The sequence below is a fragment of the Methylobacterium tarhaniae genome (assembly GCF_001043955.1).
GTDB classification, from domain to species: domain Bacteria; phylum Pseudomonadota; class Alphaproteobacteria; order Rhizobiales; family Beijerinckiaceae; genus Methylobacterium; species Methylobacterium tarhaniae.
In genome coordinates this window covers 1-18,286 of the sequence record NZ_LABZ01000185.1, presented here as the reverse complement: position 1 = coordinate 18,286, position 18,286 = coordinate 1, and the positions used below count along the sequence as shown (strand labels likewise).

At 72.0% G+C, this 18,286-nt stretch carries 18 protein-coding genes; 11 read left to right on the top strand and 7 right to left on the bottom strand.

The genetic code is table 11. The features are described 5' to 3' along the window. Nucleotides 1–80: 80 nt before the first annotated feature. The 4 genes from VQ03_RS23670 to VQ03_RS23655 all read left to right on the top strand — a co-directional run bounded on the left by VQ03_RS23670 (nucleotide 81) and on the right by VQ03_RS23655 (nucleotide 4,491). On the top strand, nucleotides 81–1,250 hold the full coding sequence (locus tag VQ03_RS23670; RefSeq protein WP_048453362.1) for a muconate/chloromuconate family cycloisomerase: 1,170 nt from the start codon (nucleotides 81–83) through the stop codon (nucleotides 1,248–1,250). A 4-nt stretch (nucleotides 1,251–1,254) separates the two neighbouring features. Further along, nucleotides 1,255–1,533, top strand: a complete 279-nt coding sequence (gene catC, locus VQ03_RS23665; RefSeq protein WP_048453361.1) for a muconolactone Delta-isomerase — start codon at nucleotides 1,255–1,257, stop codon at nucleotides 1,531–1,533. Nucleotides 1,534–1,808: 275 nt separating this feature from the next. Continuing rightward, the gene (locus tag VQ03_RS23660; protein WP_048453360.1) at nucleotides 1,809–3,155 is read left to right on the top strand and encodes an MFS transporter; all 1,347 of its coding nucleotides are present in this window, start codon (nucleotides 1,809–1,811) and stop codon (nucleotides 3,153–3,155) included. 76 nt (nucleotides 3,156–3,231) lie between these two features. Then, entirely contained in the window at nucleotides 3,232–4,491 is a 1,260-nt protein-coding gene (locus VQ03_RS23655) for an FAD-dependent monooxygenase (RefSeq protein ID WP_048453359.1), read from the top strand. Between the two features lie 52 nt (nucleotides 4,492–4,543). Here VQ03_RS23655 and VQ03_RS23650 read toward each other — a convergent pair whose 3' ends face one another. Further along, a complete protein-coding gene (locus VQ03_RS23650; protein WP_083468187.1) occupies nucleotides 4,544–5,836 on the bottom strand; it encodes a glycosyltransferase in 1,293 nt (430 codons plus the stop codon). A gap of 341 nt (nucleotides 5,837–6,177) precedes the next feature. On the opposite strand from VQ03_RS23650, the gene VQ03_RS23645 reads away from it, so the two are divergent. Next, nucleotides 6,178–6,474 carry a hypothetical protein gene (locus VQ03_RS23645; RefSeq protein ID WP_048453358.1) on the top strand — a complete coding sequence of 99 codons (297 nt, stop codon included), beginning with the start codon at nucleotides 6,178–6,180 and terminating at the stop codon, nucleotides 6,472–6,474. 13 nt (nucleotides 6,475–6,487) lie between these two features. On the opposite strand, the gene VQ03_RS23640 is transcribed toward VQ03_RS23645, so the two are convergent. Beyond that, nucleotides 6,488–8,221, bottom strand: coding sequence for an ABC transporter ATP-binding protein (locus tag VQ03_RS23640; protein ID WP_048453357.1), 1,734 nt, complete (start codon nucleotides 8,219–8,221; stop codon nucleotides 6,488–6,490). 454 nt (nucleotides 8,222–8,675) lie between these two features. Continuing rightward, nucleotides 8,676–9,806, bottom strand: coding sequence for a 4-hydroxyphenylpyruvate dioxygenase (hppD, locus tag VQ03_RS23635; protein WP_048453356.1), 1,131 nt, complete (start codon nucleotides 9,804–9,806; stop codon nucleotides 8,676–8,678). Between the two features lie 122 nt (nucleotides 9,807–9,928). On the opposite strand from hppD, the gene VQ03_RS23630 reads away from it, so the two are divergent. Together VQ03_RS23630 and VQ03_RS23625 are read left to right on the top strand one after the other, a co-directional pair. Continuing rightward, a complete protein-coding gene (locus VQ03_RS23630; protein WP_048453355.1) occupies nucleotides 9,929–10,417 on the top strand; it encodes an Lrp/AsnC family transcriptional regulator in 489 nt (162 codons plus the stop codon). A gap of 108 nt (nucleotides 10,418–10,525) precedes the next feature. Continuing rightward, the gene (locus VQ03_RS23625) at nucleotides 10,526–11,569 is read left to right on the top strand and encodes a patatin-like phospholipase family protein (protein ID WP_048453354.1); all 1,044 of its coding nucleotides are present in this window, start codon (nucleotides 10,526–10,528) and stop codon (nucleotides 11,567–11,569) included. Between the two features lie 65 nt (nucleotides 11,570–11,634). Here VQ03_RS23625 and VQ03_RS23620 read toward each other — a convergent pair whose 3' ends face one another. The 3 genes from VQ03_RS23620 to VQ03_RS23610 all read right to left on the bottom strand — a co-directional run bounded on the left by VQ03_RS23620 (nucleotide 11,635) and on the right by VQ03_RS23610 (nucleotide 13,570). Beyond that, complete coding sequence (locus VQ03_RS23620) at nucleotides 11,635–11,817, bottom strand: hypothetical protein (RefSeq protein ID WP_048453353.1); 183 nt, start codon at nucleotides 11,815–11,817, stop codon at nucleotides 11,635–11,637. Nucleotides 11,818–11,993: 176 nt separating this feature from the next. Continuing rightward, nucleotides 11,994–12,383, bottom strand: a complete 390-nt coding sequence (locus VQ03_RS23615) for an SWIB/MDM2 domain-containing protein (RefSeq protein WP_048453352.1) — start codon at nucleotides 12,381–12,383, stop codon at nucleotides 11,994–11,996. A 167-nt stretch (nucleotides 12,384–12,550) separates the two neighbouring features. Next, a complete protein-coding gene (locus tag VQ03_RS23610; protein WP_048453351.1) occupies nucleotides 12,551–13,570 on the bottom strand; it encodes an aldo/keto reductase in 1,020 nt (339 codons plus the stop codon). Between the two features lie 338 nt (nucleotides 13,571–13,908). On the opposite strand from VQ03_RS23610, the gene VQ03_RS23605 reads away from it, so the two are divergent. Beyond that, nucleotides 13,909–15,087 (top strand): MFS transporter, encoded by a 1,179-nt coding sequence (locus VQ03_RS23605; protein ID WP_048453350.1) that lies wholly within the window; start codon nucleotides 13,909–13,911, stop codon nucleotides 15,085–15,087. A 66-nt stretch (nucleotides 15,088–15,153) separates the two neighbouring features. Beyond that, the gene (locus tag VQ03_RS23600) at nucleotides 15,154–15,813 is read left to right on the top strand and encodes a sigma-70 family RNA polymerase sigma factor (protein WP_048453349.1); all 660 of its coding nucleotides are present in this window, start codon (nucleotides 15,154–15,156) and stop codon (nucleotides 15,811–15,813) included. Between the two features lie 20 nt (nucleotides 15,814–15,833). Here the strand turns inward: VQ03_RS23600 and VQ03_RS23595 are convergent, their stop codons facing one another. Beyond that, nucleotides 15,834–16,109, bottom strand: a complete 276-nt coding sequence (locus VQ03_RS23595; RefSeq protein ID WP_208605539.1) for a hypothetical protein — start codon at nucleotides 16,107–16,109, stop codon at nucleotides 15,834–15,836. Between the two features lie 562 nt (nucleotides 16,110–16,671). Here VQ03_RS23595 and VQ03_RS23590 point away from each other — a divergent pair. Both VQ03_RS23590 and VQ03_RS23585 read left to right on the top strand, forming a co-directional pair. Further along, nucleotides 16,672–16,980, top strand: a complete 309-nt coding sequence (locus tag VQ03_RS23590; protein ID WP_048453347.1) for a hypothetical protein — start codon at nucleotides 16,672–16,674, stop codon at nucleotides 16,978–16,980. Between the two features lie 78 nt (nucleotides 16,981–17,058). Beyond that, a complete protein-coding gene (locus VQ03_RS23585) occupies nucleotides 17,059–18,228 on the top strand; it encodes a mandelate racemase/muconate lactonizing enzyme family protein (RefSeq protein ID WP_048453346.1) in 1,170 nt (389 codons plus the stop codon). The last annotated feature ends 58 nt before the right edge of the window (nucleotides 18,229–18,286 follow it).

Here is an 18,286-nt window from a genome sequence, read left to right as displayed (position 1 = left end):
GGGGCCACCCTCCCCCGCAGAGGGGGGAGGGTTGGGACTGCGCCGCACCGACCTCACCTCAACACATCCCGAGACACCCCATGCTCGCGAAAACCCGGCTGCACGACGCCGTGTGCCATACCCCCACTCGAGACCTGACGATCGCCGAGATCCGCACCACGATCGTCGACGTGCCGACCGTGCGGAAGCACAAGCTCTCCCAGACCTCGGTCACCGCCCAGAGCTACGTCATCGTCCAGCTTCGCCTCGCCAACGGCGTCGAGGGCATCGGCGAGGCGGCGACGCTCGGCGGGCCGCGCTGGAGCGAGGAGAGCGTCGAGGGCATCAAGGCCACCATCGACACCTATCTCGCCCCCGCCCTGCTCGGGCAGGCCGCCGACCGCTTCGTCACCGCCGGCGAGCGCCTGGACGCCGCCGCCAAGCGCAACAACGCCGCCAAGGCGGCGCTGGAGACCGCCCTGTTCGACGCGGTCGGCCAGAGCTTGAGCCTGCCGGTGGCCGCCCTGCTCGGGGGGGCCGTGCGCACCAGCTTCCCGGTCCTGTGGACGCTCGCCTCCGGCGATCCCGACCAGGAGATCGCGGAGGCCGAAGCCAAGATCGCAGCGCGGCTGCACCGCACCTTCAAGATCAAGATCGGGGCGCAATCACCCGAGGCCGACCTCGCCCGGCTGACCCGGCTGTCGAAGGCCCTCGTCGACCGCGCCACCCTCATCGTCGATGCCAACCAGGCCTGGGACGAGACGACCGCCCGCCGCTGCCTGCCGCGTCTCGCCGATCTCGGCATCGCCCTCGTCGAGCAGCCGCTGCCGGCCTGGAACGTCGCCGGGATGGGGCGCCTGCGCGCGCAAGGCGGCGTGCCGCCGCTGCTGGCCGACGAATGCGTCTTCACCTCCCACGACATGCTGGCGGTGGCCGAGGCTGCCGCCGCGGATGCGGTCTCGCTCAAGCTCGTCAAGCATGGCGGCCTCGTTTCCTTGCGCAAGGTCGCGGCGGTGGCGGAGGCCGCCGGCATCGGGCTCTATGGCGGCTGCCTGCTCGAAAGCTCGATCGGCGCCGCAGCCCATCTGCACGCCTTCGCGGGGCTGCGCGACCTGGCCTGGGGCTGCGAGCATTTCGGGCCGCAGATCCTCACCGGCGACCTCGTCACCGAGCCGCTCGCCTTCCACGACTTCGCGGTGCACCTGCCCGAGGGCCCCGGCCTCGGCGTGACCCTCGATCCCGACAAGCTGCGCCACTACGCCCGGAGCTGATCCCATGCTGTACTGCGTCGAGATGGACGTCGCGATCCCGCACGGCCTCGATCCCGATCATGTCGCCAGGCTGAAGGCCGACGAGAAGGCCCGTGCCCAGGATCTCCAGCGCCAGGGCAAGTGGCTCCACCTGTGGCGGGTCGCCGGTCGCTACGCCAATATCAGCGTCTTCGACGTCGAGAGCCACGACGAGCTGCACGACATCCTGTCCGGCCTCCCGCTCTTCCCGTTCATGACGATGCGCGTGACCCCGCTCGCGCGGCACCCGTCGGCCATCGGGTGAGAGACGGCCCAATCCCCCGGCCTGTGAAACCCTCCGCGTCATCCCGGGGCTCGTCGAAGACGAGAGCCCGGGATCCATCACCGCCGACAGTTCGGAACGAGTCGGAACGCGCATCGCCTCATCCTGCATCGTCAGCGGTGATGGATCCCGGGTTCCGCTGCGCGGCCCCGGGATGACGCAGAGGGAACGAGTCTGGACGAATACTTCAGGCAAACCGTTCGCCACCCGGCGCAAACCTAAAAAATCCCAAAAACCATCCAGGAGGAACCAACGCCATGCCCCATCCACGCAGCATCGACGTCCAGGACGTCATCAATCGCCACGGCGTCTCCCGCTTCCAGATGCGGATCGTGCTCCTGTGCTTCCTCGTCGTCGCCATCGACGGGTTCGACACCGCCGCCATCGGCTACATCGCCCCGGCGCTGCGGAGCCAGTGGGGCGTGACCCAGGCGCAGCTGGCGCCCCTGTTCGGGGCCGGCCTGTTCGGCCTGATGATCGGCGCCTTCCTGTTCGGACCGCTCGCCGACCGGGTCGGCCGCAAAGGCACGCTGATCGCCACCACCGCCTTCTTCGGGCTGGCCAGCCTCGCCTCGGCCTGGTCGACCTCGATCGAGATGCTGACGGTGCTCCGCTTCGTCACGGGCCTCGGCCTCGGCGGCGCGATGCCGAACGCCATCACGCTGACCTCGGAATACTGCCCCGAGCACCGCCGCTCGTTCCTCACCATGGCGATGTTCTGCGGCTTCACCGTCGGCTCGGCGCTGGGCGGCTTCGCGGCGGCGCACCTGATCGCCGATTTCGGCTGGCCGTCGGTGCTGGTGATCGGCGGCGTGTTGCCCCTCGCCCTGGTGCCGGTGCTGATCCTCGGCCTGCCGGAATCGGCCCGCTTCCTCGTGCTCAAGCAGGCCCCGGCCGAGAGTGTCGCAACGCTCCTGCGCCGCATCGCCCCGAACGAGGATTTCTCCGGCGCGGTCTTCACCGGCATCGCCAAGCCGAAGGGTTCGCCGATCGGCCAGCTCTTCCAGCCGGGCCTCGTCGCCGGCACGCTCTGCCTGTGGCTCACCTTCTTCATGAGCCTCTTGATCTTCTACCTGCTGTCGAGCTGGCTTCCCACCATCATCAGCAGCGCCGGCCTCACCCTCAAGGAAGCCTCCCTCGTCACCGTGATGCTCGCCACCGGCGGCACCGTCGGCGGGCTGGTGCTGGGCGCGCTGATGGACCGGGCGAACCCGCACGTGGTGCTGGGCCTGTCCTACCTCGCGGCGGCCGGCTTCGTGGCGCTGATCGGCAGTTCCACCGGCTCGGTCGCCCTCCTGGTGGTGGCGGTGTTCGGCGCGGGCTTCTGCGTCGCCGGCTCGCAGATCGGCATCAACGCCCTCTCGGCGAGCTACTACCCGACCGCCAACCGCGCGACCGGCGTCGCCTGGGCCAACGCGGTCGGCCGGGTCGGCTCGGTGGTCGGCTCGATGATCGGCGCCTCGCTGATCGGCCTGGGCTTCGGCCTGCCGGCGACCTTCGGCATCGTGGCGGTGCCGGCGCTGATCGCGGCGGGCAGCATCCTGCTCAAGGGCCGGCTCGGCACACCGGCGGCCCGCCTCGCCCCGGTGCTGCAGAGCACCTGACGCGCCCCCTCCCCGCGCGGGTCCATCGCCTCGCGCGGGGTTCGTCGATCCCACGAGCCGTCCAGGGACATCCGCCATGCCGCCGACCCCGTCCGCCGCCCGCAGAGCCCCGCGCATCGCCGTGATCGGCGGCGGCATCGGCGGGCTGACCCTCGCCCTCGCCCTGCGCCGCCACGGCCTTCGGGCCGTCATCTACGAGCAGGCGGCGGAACTCGCCGAGATCGGCGCCGCCGTGGCGCTCTCGGCCAATGCGACCCGCGAGCTCGAACGGCTCGGCCTCGGGGCCGCGCTCGCCGCCGTCTCGACCGAGCCGACCGAACTGATCTTTCGCGATGGCCGCAGCGGCGCCCGGGTCGCCGCCTTCCCGGTCCGCGACGGCGGCGCCTACCGGGAGCGGTTCGCAGCGCCCTATTACGGCGTGCACCGGGCCGACCTGCAGAAGGTCCTAGGTGGGGCGCTCGCCGGCGAGGGCCTGCATCTCGGCCACCGCCTCGCCGCCCTCGACCAGCGCGGCGACGCGATGGCGCTCACCTTCGAGAACGGCGCCGAGGTCGAGGCCGACCTCGTCATCGGCGGCGACGGCGTGCGCTCCGTGGTGCGGCGCTGGATCACCGGCGGGGACAAGGTGCGCTATTCCGGCACCAGCGCCTTCCGGGGCGTGGTGCCGATGGGCCTGCTGCCGTCGCTCCCCGACCCGCAAGCCATCCAGTTCTGGATGGGGCCGGAGGCCCACCTGCTGCACTACGCCATCGGGGGCGAGGCCGATTCCGTCAACTTCTTCGCCGTCGTCGAGGGGCCGGAGACCTGGACCTCCGACCGCTGGCTCGCCGGCATCGCGAGGGCTGAGCACCGTGCGGGCTTCGCCGGCTGGCATCCGGCGGTGATCGAGATGCTGGACGCCCTGCCCCAGAGCCAGCGCTGGGGCCTGTTCGTCACCGATCCGCTGCGGCGCTGGCACCGCGGCCGGGCGGTGCTGATGGGCGACAGCGCCCACGCGATGCTGCCCCATCACGGCCAGGGCGCCAACACCACGATCGAGGACGCCGTGACCTTGGCGGAACTCCTGGCCGAACTGCCCGCCGCGGGCGGCGCATGCGACCTCGACCGGATGATGCGGCGCTACCAGGGCCTGCGGCAGCGGCGCACCCGCACGATCCAGCGCAGCGCCTGGGCGACGAACCGCCTCCTGCACCTGCCCGACACGGCCGGCCCCGAGGCGCTGGCGCGGCGCGACGCCCGGATGGCCCGCTTCCCCGAGGATTTCGGCTGGATCCACGCCTTCGACGCGCGGGCCACGGCGCTGGAGGCCGCCGCCGGGGGCTCCCGGGCCGCGTGACCGATTCAGCGCCCGCGGCGCCATATCGCCGGGCCGGGAAAGGCCCGGCGGCTCATCCGCGGGCGATGGCCTCGCAGGCCGCCGCGACGCCGCGCTCGGCCCGCATCCGCCCCCGCACCTCGCGGCAGGCCTGCGCCACGGCGTCCGAGCCGACCAGGCCCTCGACGACCCGCCGGGCCCGCCGCGCGGTGAAGCGCCAGCGCCCGAGGGAGGCGCCGACCCCGAGCCGCACCACCCTCTGCGCCTCGTCGGCATGGTCGAAGGCCACCGGCACGATCAGCTGCGGGCAGCCCGCCGCGAAGGCCTGCGCCACCGTGCCGACCCCGCCATGGTGGATCAGCGCCGCGCAGGCCGGCAGCAGCCGGCTCAGCGGCGCGTAAGGGGCGTGGATCACCCCGGGCGGCAGGTCGGCCGGGATCTCGTCGGCCCGGCCGGCGAGCAGGATGCCGCGCCGGCCCGACAGCCGGCACACCTTCGCGGCGGTGGCGAAGAAGCCTCGCGCACCGGACATCGCCGAGCCGTAGGTGAAGACCAGGGGCGGCGGCCCCTCGCGCAGGAAGGCGGCGAGGTCCGGCGCCAGGGCGGCGGCGTCGCCATAGGTATCGGCGAGGGGAAAGCCGATCTGGGTCATCTGGGCCGGCCAGTCGGCCTGGGGCGGCGCGTACCAGTCGGGCACCGCGAGCAGCACCCGCTCGGGGCTGTTCCACCAGTGGCGCAGGCGCTTGACCGGGGCGAGGCCGAGCCCGGCCCGGAAGGCGTTGAGGGGCGGCAGCGCCGCGGGGCCGAGGACGAAACGGTCGGCGCCGCGGCCGAGGGCGTGGCGCCAGCGCGCCGGCAGGAAGCGGGGAAGCGGCAGGCCCGGCAATCGCGGCGGAGCGAAGCGGCTCTCGACCAGCATCGGCATCAGGTGCAGCGTGGTGAGCGACAGGCCGAGGCGCTCCTGCGCCACCCGGGCGCCGAGGGCGAGGGTGGAGGCGACGACGAGGTCGGAGGGGCGGGCCTCGGCCTCGAGCCAGCGGTAGATCGGCTCGGTCGCCTCCGCGACCGCCGCGAGCATCGCCCGGGCACCGCGGATCGGCCGCCACAGGGTCGGCCGGCCCACGGCCCGGGTGAAATCGGCCTCGGTGCCGATGGCGTGGAAGGCGAGGCCGGCGCGCTCCGCATGCGGCCGGAACGGCGCCGGGGCGGCGAGACGGACCCGGATTCCCCTCCGCTGCAAGGCCGCGCCGAGGGCCACGACCGGCAGCACGTCGCCATGGGTGCCGAGCCCGACGAGGAAGACGCAGCGCCGCTCCTCGCGCGCCGCTGCAACCGAAGCGGGACATGCCTGTTGCGCTCCGGCCATGGCCTCCTCCAACCGACAGGGGAGGCTCACGGCGAGCCGCACCGTCTCGTGGGCCAGCTTCGGCGCCGGACAGCGCGGCCGTCATTAACATGGCATCGCCTGCTTCCCACGAATTCGCGAGAAATCCGGCAGCGGGAATTTCCGATGTTGCTGGAAATCTGCCTTGAGCGTATCGCCTCTCACCGGGCCGGGACCCGCGCCATCCGGCCTGAACGGCCCGGAATTCGGCCTGCGACAGGTGGAACATCGACGGAAAAAGCCCGGGCTTTCGCCCTATGCCGTAAGGCCTAGGCTGTAAGTCCATATATTTCCGCCGTGTTGCAGGCACTACTTGCGCGCGTATGATCTTATCATATGACGCATCGACGGCCGCCACGGGCCGTCCCCCGGCCGCCCCGCGCACAGCGGATCTCCTCGCGCATGTCCTGCGCGACCTCGCCCTGTCCTACGAGGCGGAGTGCCCGGGCGGCTTCGCCCGCTTCCGGCAGGCCCTGTCGGTCGAGTCGCTCGCGGTGATCGCCCGCTTCTGCGGCTCGGCGCCGAACGACGAGGCTGCCCTCGCCCTCGCGCGCCAGGTGCACGAGACGCTGCTGGACGTCGAGGAGGACGTCTGGGCGCTCCACACCACGGGGCATTGAGGCACCGGCCTCGTCACTCCGCCGCGATTCCGGCCAGGCCGCCCTGCGCCGCGTGCAGGCGCCGGTAGGCGCCGTCCGCCGCCACCAGAGCCTCGTGCGAGCCCTGCTCGAGGATGCGCCCCTGCGACACCACGGCGATGCGGTCGGCATGCCGGATGGTGGCGAGGCGGTGGGCGATGACGAGGGTCGTGCGGCCTTCCGCCAGCTCGGAGAGCGCCTGCTGGATCTCGCGCTCGGTCTCGGTGTCGAGGGCCGAGGTCGCCTCGTCGAGGATCAGGATCGGCGGATTCTTGAGGAACACCCGGGCGATCGCCAGGCGCTGCTTCTGCCCGCCGGAGAGCTTGACGCCGCGCTCGCCCACCACGGTATCGAGGCCGTCGGGCAGCATCGCGATCAGGGCGTCGAGGCGGGCCCGGTGCGCCGCCTCCCGGATCTCGGCCTCGCTGGCATCGAGCCGGCCATAGGCGATGTTCTCCCGGATCGTGCCGGCGAACAGGAAGACGTCCTGCTGCACGATGCCGATCTGGCCGCGCAGGGAGGCCAGGGTCAGGTCGCGGATGTCGTGCCCGTCGATGGTGATCCGCCCGGCCTCGACGTCGTAGAAGCGCGGCACCAGCGAGCACAGGGTGGTCTTGCCGGCACCGGACGGTCCGACGAAGGCCACGGTCTCGCCCGCCCGCACCGCGAGGTCGACGCCGTCGAGGACCGGCCGGCCGTCGCCGTAGCCGAAGCGCACGCCCTCGAAGCGGATCTCGCCGCGCAAGGGAGGCGCGGGAATCGCGCCCGGCCGGTCGACGATGTCGGGGGCGGTGGCCAGCAGCGCCATGTAGCGGCGGAAGCCCGCGATCCCCTTCGGGTAGGTCTCGACCACCGCGCTGATCTTCTCCAGCGGCCGGTAGAACACCCCGACGAGGAGCAGGAAGCCGACGAAGCCGCCGGGGCTGAGGTCGCCCCGCACCACGTAGGCCGCGCCGCCGAGCAGCACCACGATCTGCACGAGGCGCATGCCGAGATAGTTGAGCGACAGGCTCGCCGCCATGATCTTGTAGGCTTCGAGCTTGGTGGCCCGGTAGCGCTCGTTGTCGGCGGCGAAGAGGCGCCGCTCATGGGCCTCGTTGGCGAAGGCCTTCACCACCCGGATGCCGCCGACATTCTCCTCGATGCGGGCGTTGAAGGCGCCGACCCGACCGTACTGCGCCTGCCAGTTCTGGGTCATGCGGCCGCCATAGCGCACGGTGACGAAGGCGATGACCGGCAGGATCGCGGCGGTCATCAGCGCCAGCGGCGGGTGGACGACGAGCATCAGCCCGAAGGCGCCGAGAAGCGTCATCACGGCGATGAACAGGTCCTCGGGCCCGTGATGGGCGACCTCGCCGATCTCCTCGAGGTCCTTCGTCACCCGGGCGACGAGGTGACCGGTCTTCTGGTTGTCGAAGAAGCGGAACGACAGCGTCTGCAGGTGGTCGAAGGCGCGGGCGCGCATCGTGGTCTCGATGTTGATGCCGAGCACGTGACCCCAATAGGTCACCACCACCATCAGCCCCGAATTGGCGACGTAGAGCAGGGCGAGCCCCGCCGCCGCGAGCAGGATCAGGCTCCAGTCCTGCTGCGGCAGCAGCACGTCCACGAAGGCCTTCACCGCCATCGGGAAGCCGAGCTCGAGCAGGCCCGACAGGATGGCGCAGCCGAAATCGAGGAGGAACAGGGCCCGGTACGGCCGGTAGTAGGCGAGGAAGGCCTTCAGCATATCGATCCGGTCGGGCGATGGACGTAGCGCGACCGGGAACGGTGCGCGGGGCCCTGATAAGCGGAAAACCGCGCGCGCGACAAGATCAGGCCGGCTGCCAAACGGCCGCTCCCGCCCGGATCGCCGCGGCCGGGAAAGGACAGGGCGGGTCGGCACGGAGAGCGCCTCTTTCGTCAGCCTCTTTTCGACATTATTACAAATAAAGCAAGCTGCAGCCTCCCGCGCCCGGACGGGAGAGGGAGGCTGCACTCTACTTGAGGATAGTCTCGGAGCGTACCGCCTCGAACGCGCGAGGCGGCCCGGATCGGACCGCCTCTTCCGGACTGAAAGACCCTCGGAGCCTGTCTGACTTTTCGGGCAGTACTGACACCCTCCATGTCAGTCCGGGCTCCGCTTCGCGGCCCCGGAATGACGCCGAGGGTGTCAACTCTGTGGGATCCGATCAAACGATCCCTCAGGCCGCCGCGTCACGGCTGCCGTCGGCCGCGAGGACGCCGCGGCGGATCTGGTCCTCCTCGATCGATTCGAACAGGGCCTTGAAGTTGCCCTCGCCGAAGCCGTCGTCGCCCTTCCGCTGGATGAACTCGAAGAAGATCGGCCCGATCGCGTTGGCCGAGAACAGCTGGAGCAGGATCTTGGTCATCCCGCCCTCGACCACGCCCTCGCCGTCGATCAGGATGCCGTTCTTCTCCATCCGCTCCAGCGGCTCGCCGTGGCCGGGCAGGCGCCGGTCGACGCGGCGGTAATAGACGGACGGGGGCGCGGGCATGAAGGCGACGCCGCCGGCCCGCAGCGCCTCGATCGTCGCGTAGATGTCGCGGCAGCCGCAGGCGATGTGCTGGATGCCCTCGCCGTTATAGGCGTGCAGGTATTCCTCGATCTGGCTCTTCGCGTCGGCCGATTCGTTGATCGGGATACGGATCTTGCCGTCCGGCGAGGTCAGCGCCTTCGAGAACAGGCCGGTCTGCTTGCCCGCGATGTCGAAGTAGCGGATCTGGCGGAAGTTGAAGATTCTTTCGTAGAACCCGGCCCAGACGCCCATCCGGCCGCGATGCACGTTGTGGGTCAGGTGATCGAGGTAGTAGAGGCCGAGACCCTCCGGCCTCGGGTCACGCTCGCCCAGCCACTCGAACTCGGCCTCGTAGGGCGAGCCCTTCACCCCGTAGGTCTCGACGAAGTAGAGCAGCGAGCCGCCGATGCCCTTGATCGCCGGCACGTCGAGGGTTTTTTCGCCGTCCGCCGGGTCGGCCGGCTCCGCGCCGAGCGTGATCGCCCGGTCGTAGGCGGCCTTCGCGTCGACCACCCGGAACGCCATCGCGGGGGCGCAGGGGCCGTGGGCGGCGACGAAACGGTGGCCGTGGCTGCCGGGCTCCTCGTTGACGAGGTAGTTCACGTCGCCCTGGCGGTAGACGGTGATCGCCTTGGTGCGATGGCGCGCCACCGCCGAGAAGCCCATGGCGCGAAACAGGTCGTGCAGGGCCTGCGGCTCGGGATGGGCGTATTCCACGAACTCGAACCCGTCCGTGCCCATCGGGTTGGCGGCGGTGACCTGCGCCGCCGGGGCGTCGTGCGGATAGGGGCCCATCGTCCACGTCCTCCTGAATGTCTTTCGACCCGCATCACAGCATGGACGGCCCGCGCGTTGCGTGCGAAATCCGGGCGCCGGCCCGGGCTTCGCGCACGGATCGTGCATGGAACCGCCTCGCCATGACCGATGCTCTCACCCTCGACGGGTTCGACCTGAAAATCCTCGCGGCGTTGCAGGAGGATGGCCGGCTCGGCAACCAGGAACTCGCCGAGCGGGTGCACCTCTCGGCGAGCCAATGCTCGCGGCGGCGCCTGCGGCTGGAGGAGCGCGGCGTGATCCGCGGCTACCGGGCGGACCTGACGCCCGGGCCGCTCGGCCTCACCGTCACGGTGTTCACCAAGGTGGCGCTCGCCACGCACAACCGCGACAATGCCCGCCGCTTCGCCGAGCTGGTCCGCGGCCTCGATTGCGTGCTGGAGGCCCACGTGCTGACGGGGGACAGCGACTACCTGCTCAAGGTGATCGTGCCCGACCTGAAGGCGCTCTCCGGCCTGGTCAACGACGTGCTCCTGCCGCACGAGAGCGTGGCGCATGTCCATTCCTCGGTGGTGCTCGACACGCTGAAGGAGGCCGCCCCCTTGCCGCTGCCGCGGGCACCCGCGGCATGACGTTGCGACAGACGCCGCCGATCGTGATGCAACCTCTGCCGTTGACGAACGCTTGATGGATCCAGGCCACACTGGGATCCGGGACAGGCCCGGCAGAGGTCAGGCGCCATGATGTGGGACGGCATCGCACTCTTCTCCGGCGCGCCGGTACGGCGCTCAGCGGACGGCGTGCTGGGTGCCGCTGGCATGCCCGAGCCCGCGCCGCCGCGGCGAGCCAAGGTCGGCCTGGCGCTCGGCGGGGGCGCGGCCCGCGGCTGGTCGCATATCGGCGCGATCGAGGTGCTGCAGGAGGCCGGCATCCCCATCGACGTGGTGGCGGGCTGCTCGATCGGGGCGGCGGTCGGCGCCTGCCACGCCGCCGGCAAGCTCCGGGAGTTGCGCGACTTCGCCCTGTCGCTGACCAAGCGCCGGGTGATGGGCCTGCTCGATTTCCACATCAGCGGCTCGGGGCTCATCGCCGGGGAACGCCTGCGGCGGCTGCTCGAGCGCGACCTCGGCGCCTGCCGCATCGAGGACCTGCCCCTGACCTTCGCGGCGGTGGCGACCGAGCTCGGCACCGGGCACGAGATCTGGCTCACCCGCGGCGGCCTCGTCGAGGCGGTGCGGGCCTCCTACGCGCTGCCGGGCATCTTCGATCCGGTGAAGATCGCCGGGCGCTGGCTGATGGATGGCGCGCTGGTCAATCCCGTGCCGGTGACGGCGGCCCGCGCCCTGGGGGCCGACGTGGTGCTCTGCGTCAACCTCAACGGCGACATGCGGGTGCGCGGCACGGTGATCCAGTCGCACGGCGCCGAAGGGGCCGACGCGGTGATGGACGCCGCCGCCGAGGCCGCCGCCGCGATGCCGGAGGAGCCGCGGCGCTGGCCGCTGATCGGCGGCCGGCGCCAGAAGCCGAAGCCCCGGCCGGAGGCCGGCGCGCCGAGCGGCATCGCGAGCGTGATGGTCGATGCCTTCAACATCACCCAGGACCGGATCTCGCGCTCGCGGCTCGCGGGCGACCCGCCCGACGTGATGATCAACCCGAAGCTCGCCCAGATGGGCCTGTTCGAGTTCCACCGCGCCGAGGAATGCATCGAGCTCGGCCGCCAGGCCACCCGGCGGATGCTGCCGGAGATCCACGAGATGATCTCGGCGGCGGTGACCCCGGTGTGAGGTCTCGGGTGGGGTGAGCGTCGGCCGGCGGGTTCCCGGACCTGCAAGGCCGCCGCGCCGATGCGTCAGGGCCCGGGCTGCAGCGCCGCGCAGTCCCGGCGGCCGCTCGCCAGGCAATCCTCGCGGGCCGATTCCCGGCGCAGGGTGTTGGCGAGCCAGACGCCGCCGATCACCAGGACCGCCAGGACCACGATCGCCGCGAGGGCGCGCCGGCGGCCGGTCTCGTCCGGATCGTCGGTCTGGGGCATCGGATCACCGGCCGGTCGAGACGCCGGGGATGCGCGCGCGGCGGATTGACGGAGGCGGGCCGACCCGGTGCGCGGAAGGCGCATCCGCCCGCGGCCGGATCCCGCGCTCCGCTCCGGCAGGGGAGGAACGGACGGCCGCATCGCGCGGCCATCCGGACGGGAGGAGGCAGGCCGCCTTACTTCAGGTGCTGGGCGAGGTACTTGTTCATCTCGAACATCGTCGCCTTGTCCTTGCCGAAGACCTTCTTCAGCTTGTCGTCGGCGAGGATCTCGCGCTTGTTCTCGGGGTTCTGGAGCGAGTGCTTGCGGATGTAGTCCCACACCTTGCTCACCACCTCGCCACGCGGGATCGGGCTGTCGCCCACGATGGCGCCGAGCTCGGGCGTCGGCTGCAGGGGCTTCTGCAGGGCGTTCGGCTTGTCGCCGGATTTCGGCGCGGCGACCTTCTTGCCCTTGCCCTCATCCTTGCCCTCGGCCTTGGTCTCCTTGGCCGCCTTCGTGGCGGTCTTCGGGGCGGCGTCGGGCTCGGCCTTCGTTTCGGCCTTCTTGGTGGTCTTGGTCGCCATCGGTCTCCTCCGGTCTGCAACCCATCTCCCAGGGTCGAACAGTGGACATGCCTGGGCACATAGCGTCAACAACTAAGCCGTGCGCGGCGCGTTCCAAGAGGAAATCGCCGTCGGACCGGCGTCATCCACACCAGATGCGCCGCTAGCCTGACGAAAGAGAGCGTGGCTCAGTCTCGGGCCGCCGTCCAGGTGGTCCGGCCCTCGAGGGGGTAGGCCGGGTCGGTGTAGCCCGGCGTCGACGGGTGGCCCGCCGGCACCAGGCCGTCGACCAGGGCCTCGTCCTCCGGCGTGAAGCGGTAGTCGAGCGCGCGGGCATAGGACCGCCACTGGTCGAAGGTCCGCGGCCCGGCGATCACCGCGGTGACGGCGCGGTTGTTGAGCACCCAGGCCACCGCGAAGTCGATCGCCGACGCGCCCTTCGCCTCCGCATGGGCCTTGAGGCGCTCGGCGATGCGCAGGCTCTCGGGCCGCCACTCGGTCTGCATCATCCGGGCGTCGCCCCGCCCGGCGCGGGTGCCCTCGGGCGGGGCCTCGCCGGGGCGGTACTTGGCCGTCAGCACGCCGCGGGCGAGGGGCGAGTAGGGCACGACGCCCAGCCCGTAATGGGCGCAGGCCGGAAGGTGCTCGACCTCCGGCATCCGGTTGAGGGCGTTGTAGTAGGGCTGGCTCGCCGCCGGCCGGTCGATGCCGTGCTCGTCGCACAGGCGGCAGATCTCGGCCACCCGCCAGGCGCGGTGGTTCGACACCCCGAAATAGCGCACCTTGCCGGCCCGGATCAGGTCGGCCATCGCCCGCACGGTCTCGGAGAGCGGCGTCTCGTGGTCCTCCTTGTGGAGGTAGTACAGGTCGATCCGGTCGGTGCCGAGCCGCCGCAGGCTGGCCTCGCAGGCCTGCACGATATGGGCGCGCGACAGGCCGCGGTCGTTCGGGCCCTCGCCCATCGGGTTCGCCACCTTGGTGGCGAGCACCCAGGCGTCGCGGTCGCGGGCGATGGCCCGGCCCACAACCTCCTCCGAGCGCCCCTCGGTATAGGCGTTCGCGGTGTCGATGAAGGTGGTTCCCCGGTCGCGGGCATCGGCCACGATGCGCTCCGCCTCGTCGTCGGGGGTGGGCCCGCCGAACATCATGGTGCCGAGGCAGAGGGGCGAGACCTTCAGGCCGGACCGGCCGAGTGTGCGGTACTCCACAGGCGTTCCTCCCGTGATGACGGCCGTTGCCGCGATCGTGGCGTTCGTGTGACCGTGGCGGCCTCGCCGCACCCGCCCGTGGGCGTGGTGTGGATGCCGGGGTTTTCTCTCTCTTCACCCTGCTCGGCAAGCTCGCGTTAAGCACGGAATCGCGAAGCTCCCCTCATGATCATCACCGCTCTCTCCCTCGCCTTCTGCGCCGCGGGCGCCCTCATCCTCGGCCTCGGGGCCATCGTCGCGGTCGAGCCGCCGCGCGACCACCCGCACGGCGCCGGCCTGCTCTGATTCCGGTCCCGGCCGCGGCGGCCCATCCCCGCGAGACCGGGTAGACTTGCACGATGCAGGTCCGCTCGGGCGCGCTGCCGCGCTTCCTCCTCGTCTACGCCGCGCTCTACGCCGGCTACGGCCTCACCACGCCGTTCCTGCCCGCGCTCCTCAGCCAGCGCGGGCTCTCCCCCACCGAGGTCGGCCTGGTGCTCGCCGCCGGCACCGGCATCCGCCTCGCCGCCGGCCCCCTCGCGGGCCGTCTCGCCGACCGGCTCGGCGCCGGACGGGGCGTGCTCGCGGCCTGCGCCGCGCTCTCGGCGGGAAGCGCCCTCCTCTACCTCGCCGGCCACGGCTTTGCCGGATTGCTGCTCGCCGGCCTCGCCCACGCGGCCGCGACGGCACCGCTCGCCCCCCTCGCCGACGCCCTGGCTCTCGCCGCCACGACTACCAGGACCGCCACCGCCAGCACCGCCCGCTTCGCCTACGGCACCGTGCGGGGCGCGGGCTCGGCCGCCTTCATCGCCGGCATCCTGGCGGCCGGGCAGGTCACCGCGTTCCTCGGCCTCGCGGCCCTGCCGGTGGCGGGGGCGGCCGCCTTCGCGGCGCTCGCCGGCGCGACGCTCCGGCTGCCGGCGGAGGCCGCCGCCGGGGCGCCCGCGACGGCCGGGGCCGGATCGCTTCTCCGCTCGGCGGTGTTCCGGCGCCTCGTCGCGGTCGCCGCCCTGGTGATCGGCAGCCATGCGGTGCACGACGCCTTCGCGGTGATCCGCTGGCGCGCGGCGGGCCTGAGCCCGGCGACGGCGAGCCTGCTCTGGGCCGAGGCGGTGGCGGCGGAGGTGCTGGTCTTCCTCCTCGTCGGGCCGCCGCTCCTCGCCCGCATCGGTCCCGCCGCCGCCCTGGCGCTGGCGGCCGGGGCCGGCATGGTGCGCTGGTCGGTGGCGGCGCTCACCGTCGCCCTGCCGGCCCTCGTCGGCATCCAGGCCCTGCACGGGCTGACCTTCGCGCTCCTGCACCTCGCGGCGATGCGGATCCTCGCCGAGGCCGTGCCGCCCGCCCTCGCGGCGACGGCCCAGACCCTCTACGGCACCCTCGGCCTCGGGCTCGCCACCACCCTCGCGACGCTGGCGGCCGGCCCTCTCTACGACGCCCTCGGGGCGGGGGCGTTCTGGGTCATGGCCGGAACCTGCGCGGCGGCCCTGCCCCTGGTGCGGGGCCTGTCCGGCACAGGACCGGCCGGCGGGACGAACTAGTATGGCCGGATCATTGTAATGGTACGACAGGATGTGCCTTAAGCGTCGGTCACCGGAGACCGCACGATGGCGCCGTCGACCATGAACGACCAGGAACAGGGCGAGGCACCCTTCCTGCCGGCCGGCATCCAGGCCCATCTCGGGGCGACGCTCCGCGCCGCCTACGACGCCGCCTCCCTCGCGCCCTGCGACCGGCTGCAGGATCTGGTCGCCCGCCTCGCCGCGGCCCTGGCCGGGCTCGACACCGCGCCGGCGGAGGCGTTCCACCGCGACCTCCTGGAGGAGGTGCCGCGGCTGCGGCGCCGGGCCCTGACCCTGTGCAACGACCGCAGCCGCGCCGACGACCTGGTGCAGGAGACCCTTCTCAAGGCCTGGGCGGCACAGGACCGGTTCGCGCCCGGCACCCACCTGTCGGCCTGGCTCTACACGATCCTGCGCAACAACTTCTATTCCGAGTATCAGAAGCGGGCCCGCGAGGTTGGCGACCCCGAGGGGCTGTTCGCCGCGCGCCTCGTCTCCCTCCCGTCCCAGCAGGGCAGCCTCGACCTGCGCGACGTCCAGGCGGCCCTCGACCGCCTGGTGCCGGACCAGCGCGAGGCGCTGCTGCTCTCGGCCGTCCACGATCTCTCCTACGAGGACATCGCGACGGCGATGGCATGCCGGGTCGGCACGGTGAAGAGCCGGATCAACCGCGCCCGGGCGCGGCTGACGGAGATGCTGGGCTGACGGGCGAGCCGCAGCTCTCCCTACCGGTTGCAGCCGATGCAGATGCCGCTGTCGATCCGGTCGTCGATGCGCTCCTGGCGGGTGCGGTCGTCGATCCGGCGCTCCAGGCCCCGGTCTGCCGAACCCGAAGGCGGCAGGGTCTGGCCGACCGAGCTCGTGTTCGGCGCCGTGATGGTGGAGCGCGGCCCGCCCCCGGTCCCGGTCTGGTCGGGCAGGCCCTGCGCCTGCGCGAGGCTGCCGGCGGAGACGAGCGCGCCGATGAGGAACGCGCGGGTGAGCGAACGCAATGCGGGCATGATGGGCTCCTGTCGCAGGAGAACCTGACTTTTCGGGACCGCCGCGCGGCCGCCCGCAGGACCTAACGCGCCAGGAACGCGGCCGTTGCGCCGCGCTCGAGGCGCCCTCATCCGCGTCGCCGGGGAACCGGCACCTCGCGGTGATCGGGATGGCGGCCGAACACGCCGATGGCGACCAGGACAGCGACGAGCCCCAGGGCGATCAGGAACACCTGCATCACAACTCCTTCGCGCGGGATGGGCCGCGACCGGACCCCGCGCACTCCCCTTCAAGATCCGCGCCACCTTCTGGCGGGTGGCCATAACCGCCGCCCCGTGACATTGGGACGACAGGATGCGCAATCTGCATGCAGAAGTGGGGCGATGCCAACCCCTTCATCCGCACCGGGCAGGCCCCCGCTCCGGCTGCCGGGCGCTTCTCGCCACCAGGTGCTCCTGCCATCAGGCGTTCTTGCCGCCACGGCGATCGAGGGCCGGAACGATCCGGCATCGCAGGCGGGAACGCCGGCCCGGTCCTGCCGTTGCCCCGGTCCGACTCGCTCCAGCACCGCGGACACCGCTCATGCCGATTCGCACCCCCCTCCTCGCCCTCGCCCTGGCCCTCGCCGCCGGCACCGCCGCCGCCCAGGGCATCAACAACGGCACCGGCGTCGCCCCGCCATCGAGCGGCAATACCGGCTCGGGCATGTCGAGCCAGCCGCCGGGCAACGGCATCGGCGGCAACAATCCGGGCAGCATGGGCTCGACCGGCTCGCAGGGGTCGAGCGGCGGCAACATGGGTCCCGGCCCCACGGTGCAGCGCGAGGGCCCGACCGGCAGCGGCGCACCCGGCACCGGCCCGGGCTCGCAGAAGAACGGCACGGCGCGCTGACGCCCCGCGCGCCGCGCATTTGCCAACGCGGGCGCACGCCCCTACGAGACGCCCCGTTTGGCCCGCGAGGGATTTGCCATGCGCATCACCGCCATCCGCGACGTCGTCGCGCCGATCAAGTCGGACATCGCCAACGCCTGGATCGACTTCTCGACCATGACGGCGAGCGTGGTCGCGGTGGTGACCGACGCCGTGGTCGACGGCCGCCCGGTCGTTGGCTTCGGCTTCAACTCCAACGGCCGCTACGCGCCGCAAGGATTGCTGCGCGAGCGGTTCATCCCGCGCCTGCTGGCCGCGGCACCCGAGGACCTCCAGGGCGAGGACGGCCTGATCGACCCGCACCGGGCCTGGGCCGCCATGATGAGGAACGAGAAGCCCGGCGGCCACGGCGAGCGCTCGGTGGCGGTCGGGGTCCTCGACATGGCCCTGTGGGACGCGCTCGCCAAGGCGAAGGGCGTGCCGCTCTGGCGGCTCCTGGCCGAAAGGTACCGCGGCGGAGAGGCCGATGCCAAAGCCTGGGTCTACGCCGCCGGCGGCTACTACTACCCGGGCAAGGGCCTCGACGCCCTCAAGGACGAGATGCGCTCCTACCTCGACCGCGGCTACAGCACCGTGAAGATGAAGGTCGGGCTGGTGCCGCTGGACGAGGACATCGCCCGGATCGAGGCGGTCCTGAGCGTGCTCGGCGGCGACGGCGCCCGTCTCTGCGTCGATGTCAACGGCCGCTTCACGCTCGAGGAAGCGATCCGCTTCGGCCGGGCTGTCGCGCCCTACGGGCTGCGCTGGTACGAGGAGCCGGTCGACCCCCTCGACTACCTGGCCCATGCGGCGCTCGCCACGACCTATGACGGCCCCCTCGCCACGGGCGAGAACCTCTTCTCGCACCAGGACGCCCGCAACCTGATCCGCCACGGCGGCTTGAGGCCGGACCGGGACATCCTGCAATTCGACCCCGCCTTGTCCTACGGGCTGGTGGAGTACCTCCGCACCCTCGAGACGCTGCGCGCCCATGGCTGGTCGCCGCGCCGCTGCGTGCCCCACGGGGGCCACCAGTTCGCCCTCAACATCGCGGTGGGCCTCGGCCTCGGCGGCAACGAGAGCTACCCGGACGTCTTCGCCCCCTTCGGCGGCTTCGCCGATTCGGTGCCGGTGGAGGACAGCCGGGTCGCGATGCCGGACGTGCCGGGCATCGGCTTCGAGGCGAAGCGCGCGCTCTACGCGGTGATGCGGCCGCTGGAGCGGGGGTGACCGCCCGGCCCGCCCTCCCATCCGACCTGCCGTCGCTCCTCTCACTCTTCGCCGCGGC

Excerpts from the sequence above, each read along its gene's own strand:
- VQ03_RS23670 (WP_048453362.1), top strand. The coding sequence starts at position 81 with ATGCTCGCGAAAACCCGGCTGCACGACGCCGTGTGCCATACCCCCACT.
- catC (WP_048453361.1), top strand. The coding sequence starts at position 1,255 with ATGCTGTACTGCGTCGAGATGGACGTCGCGATCCCGCACGGCCTCGAT.
- VQ03_RS23660 (WP_048453360.1), top strand. The coding sequence starts at position 1,809 with ATGCCCCATCCACGCAGCATCGACGTCCAGGACGTCATCAATCGCCAC.
- VQ03_RS23655 (WP_048453359.1), top strand. The coding sequence starts at position 3,232 with ATGCCGCCGACCCCGTCCGCCGCCCGCAGAGCCCCGCGCATCGCCGTG.
- VQ03_RS23650 (WP_083468187.1), bottom strand. The coding sequence starts at position 5,836 with ATGGCCGGAGCGCAACAGGCATGTCCCGCTTCGGTTGCAGCGGCGCGC.
- VQ03_RS23645 (WP_048453358.1), top strand. The coding sequence starts at position 6,178 with ATGATCTTATCATATGACGCATCGACGGCCGCCACGGGCCGTCCCCCG.
- VQ03_RS23640 (WP_048453357.1), bottom strand. The coding sequence starts at position 8,221 with ATGCTGAAGGCCTTCCTCGCCTACTACCGGCCGTACCGGGCCCTGTTC.
- hppD (WP_048453356.1), bottom strand. The coding sequence starts at position 9,806 with ATGGGCCCCTATCCGCACGACGCCCCGGCGGCGCAGGTCACCGCCGCC.
- VQ03_RS23630 (WP_048453355.1), top strand. The coding sequence starts at position 9,929 with ATGACCGATGCTCTCACCCTCGACGGGTTCGACCTGAAAATCCTCGCG.
- VQ03_RS23625 (WP_048453354.1), top strand. The coding sequence starts at position 10,526 with ATGATGTGGGACGGCATCGCACTCTTCTCCGGCGCGCCGGTACGGCGC.
- VQ03_RS23620 (WP_048453353.1), bottom strand. The coding sequence starts at position 11,817 with ATGCCCCAGACCGACGATCCGGACGAGACCGGCCGCCGGCGCGCCCTC.
- VQ03_RS23615 (WP_048453352.1), bottom strand. The coding sequence starts at position 12,383 with ATGGCGACCAAGACCACCAAGAAGGCCGAAACGAAGGCCGAGCCCGAC.
- VQ03_RS23605 (WP_048453350.1), top strand. The coding sequence starts at position 13,909 with ATGCAGGTCCGCTCGGGCGCGCTGCCGCGCTTCCTCCTCGTCTACGCC.
- VQ03_RS23600 (WP_048453349.1), top strand. The coding sequence starts at position 15,154 with ATGGCGCCGTCGACCATGAACGACCAGGAACAGGGCGAGGCACCCTTC.
- VQ03_RS23595 (WP_208605539.1), bottom strand. The coding sequence starts at position 16,109 with ATGCCCGCATTGCGTTCGCTCACCCGCGCGTTCCTCATCGGCGCGCTC.
- VQ03_RS23590 (WP_048453347.1), top strand. The coding sequence starts at position 16,672 with ATGCCGATTCGCACCCCCCTCCTCGCCCTCGCCCTGGCCCTCGCCGCC.
- VQ03_RS23585 (WP_048453346.1), top strand. The coding sequence starts at position 17,059 with ATGCGCATCACCGCCATCCGCGACGTCGTCGCGCCGATCAAGTCGGAC.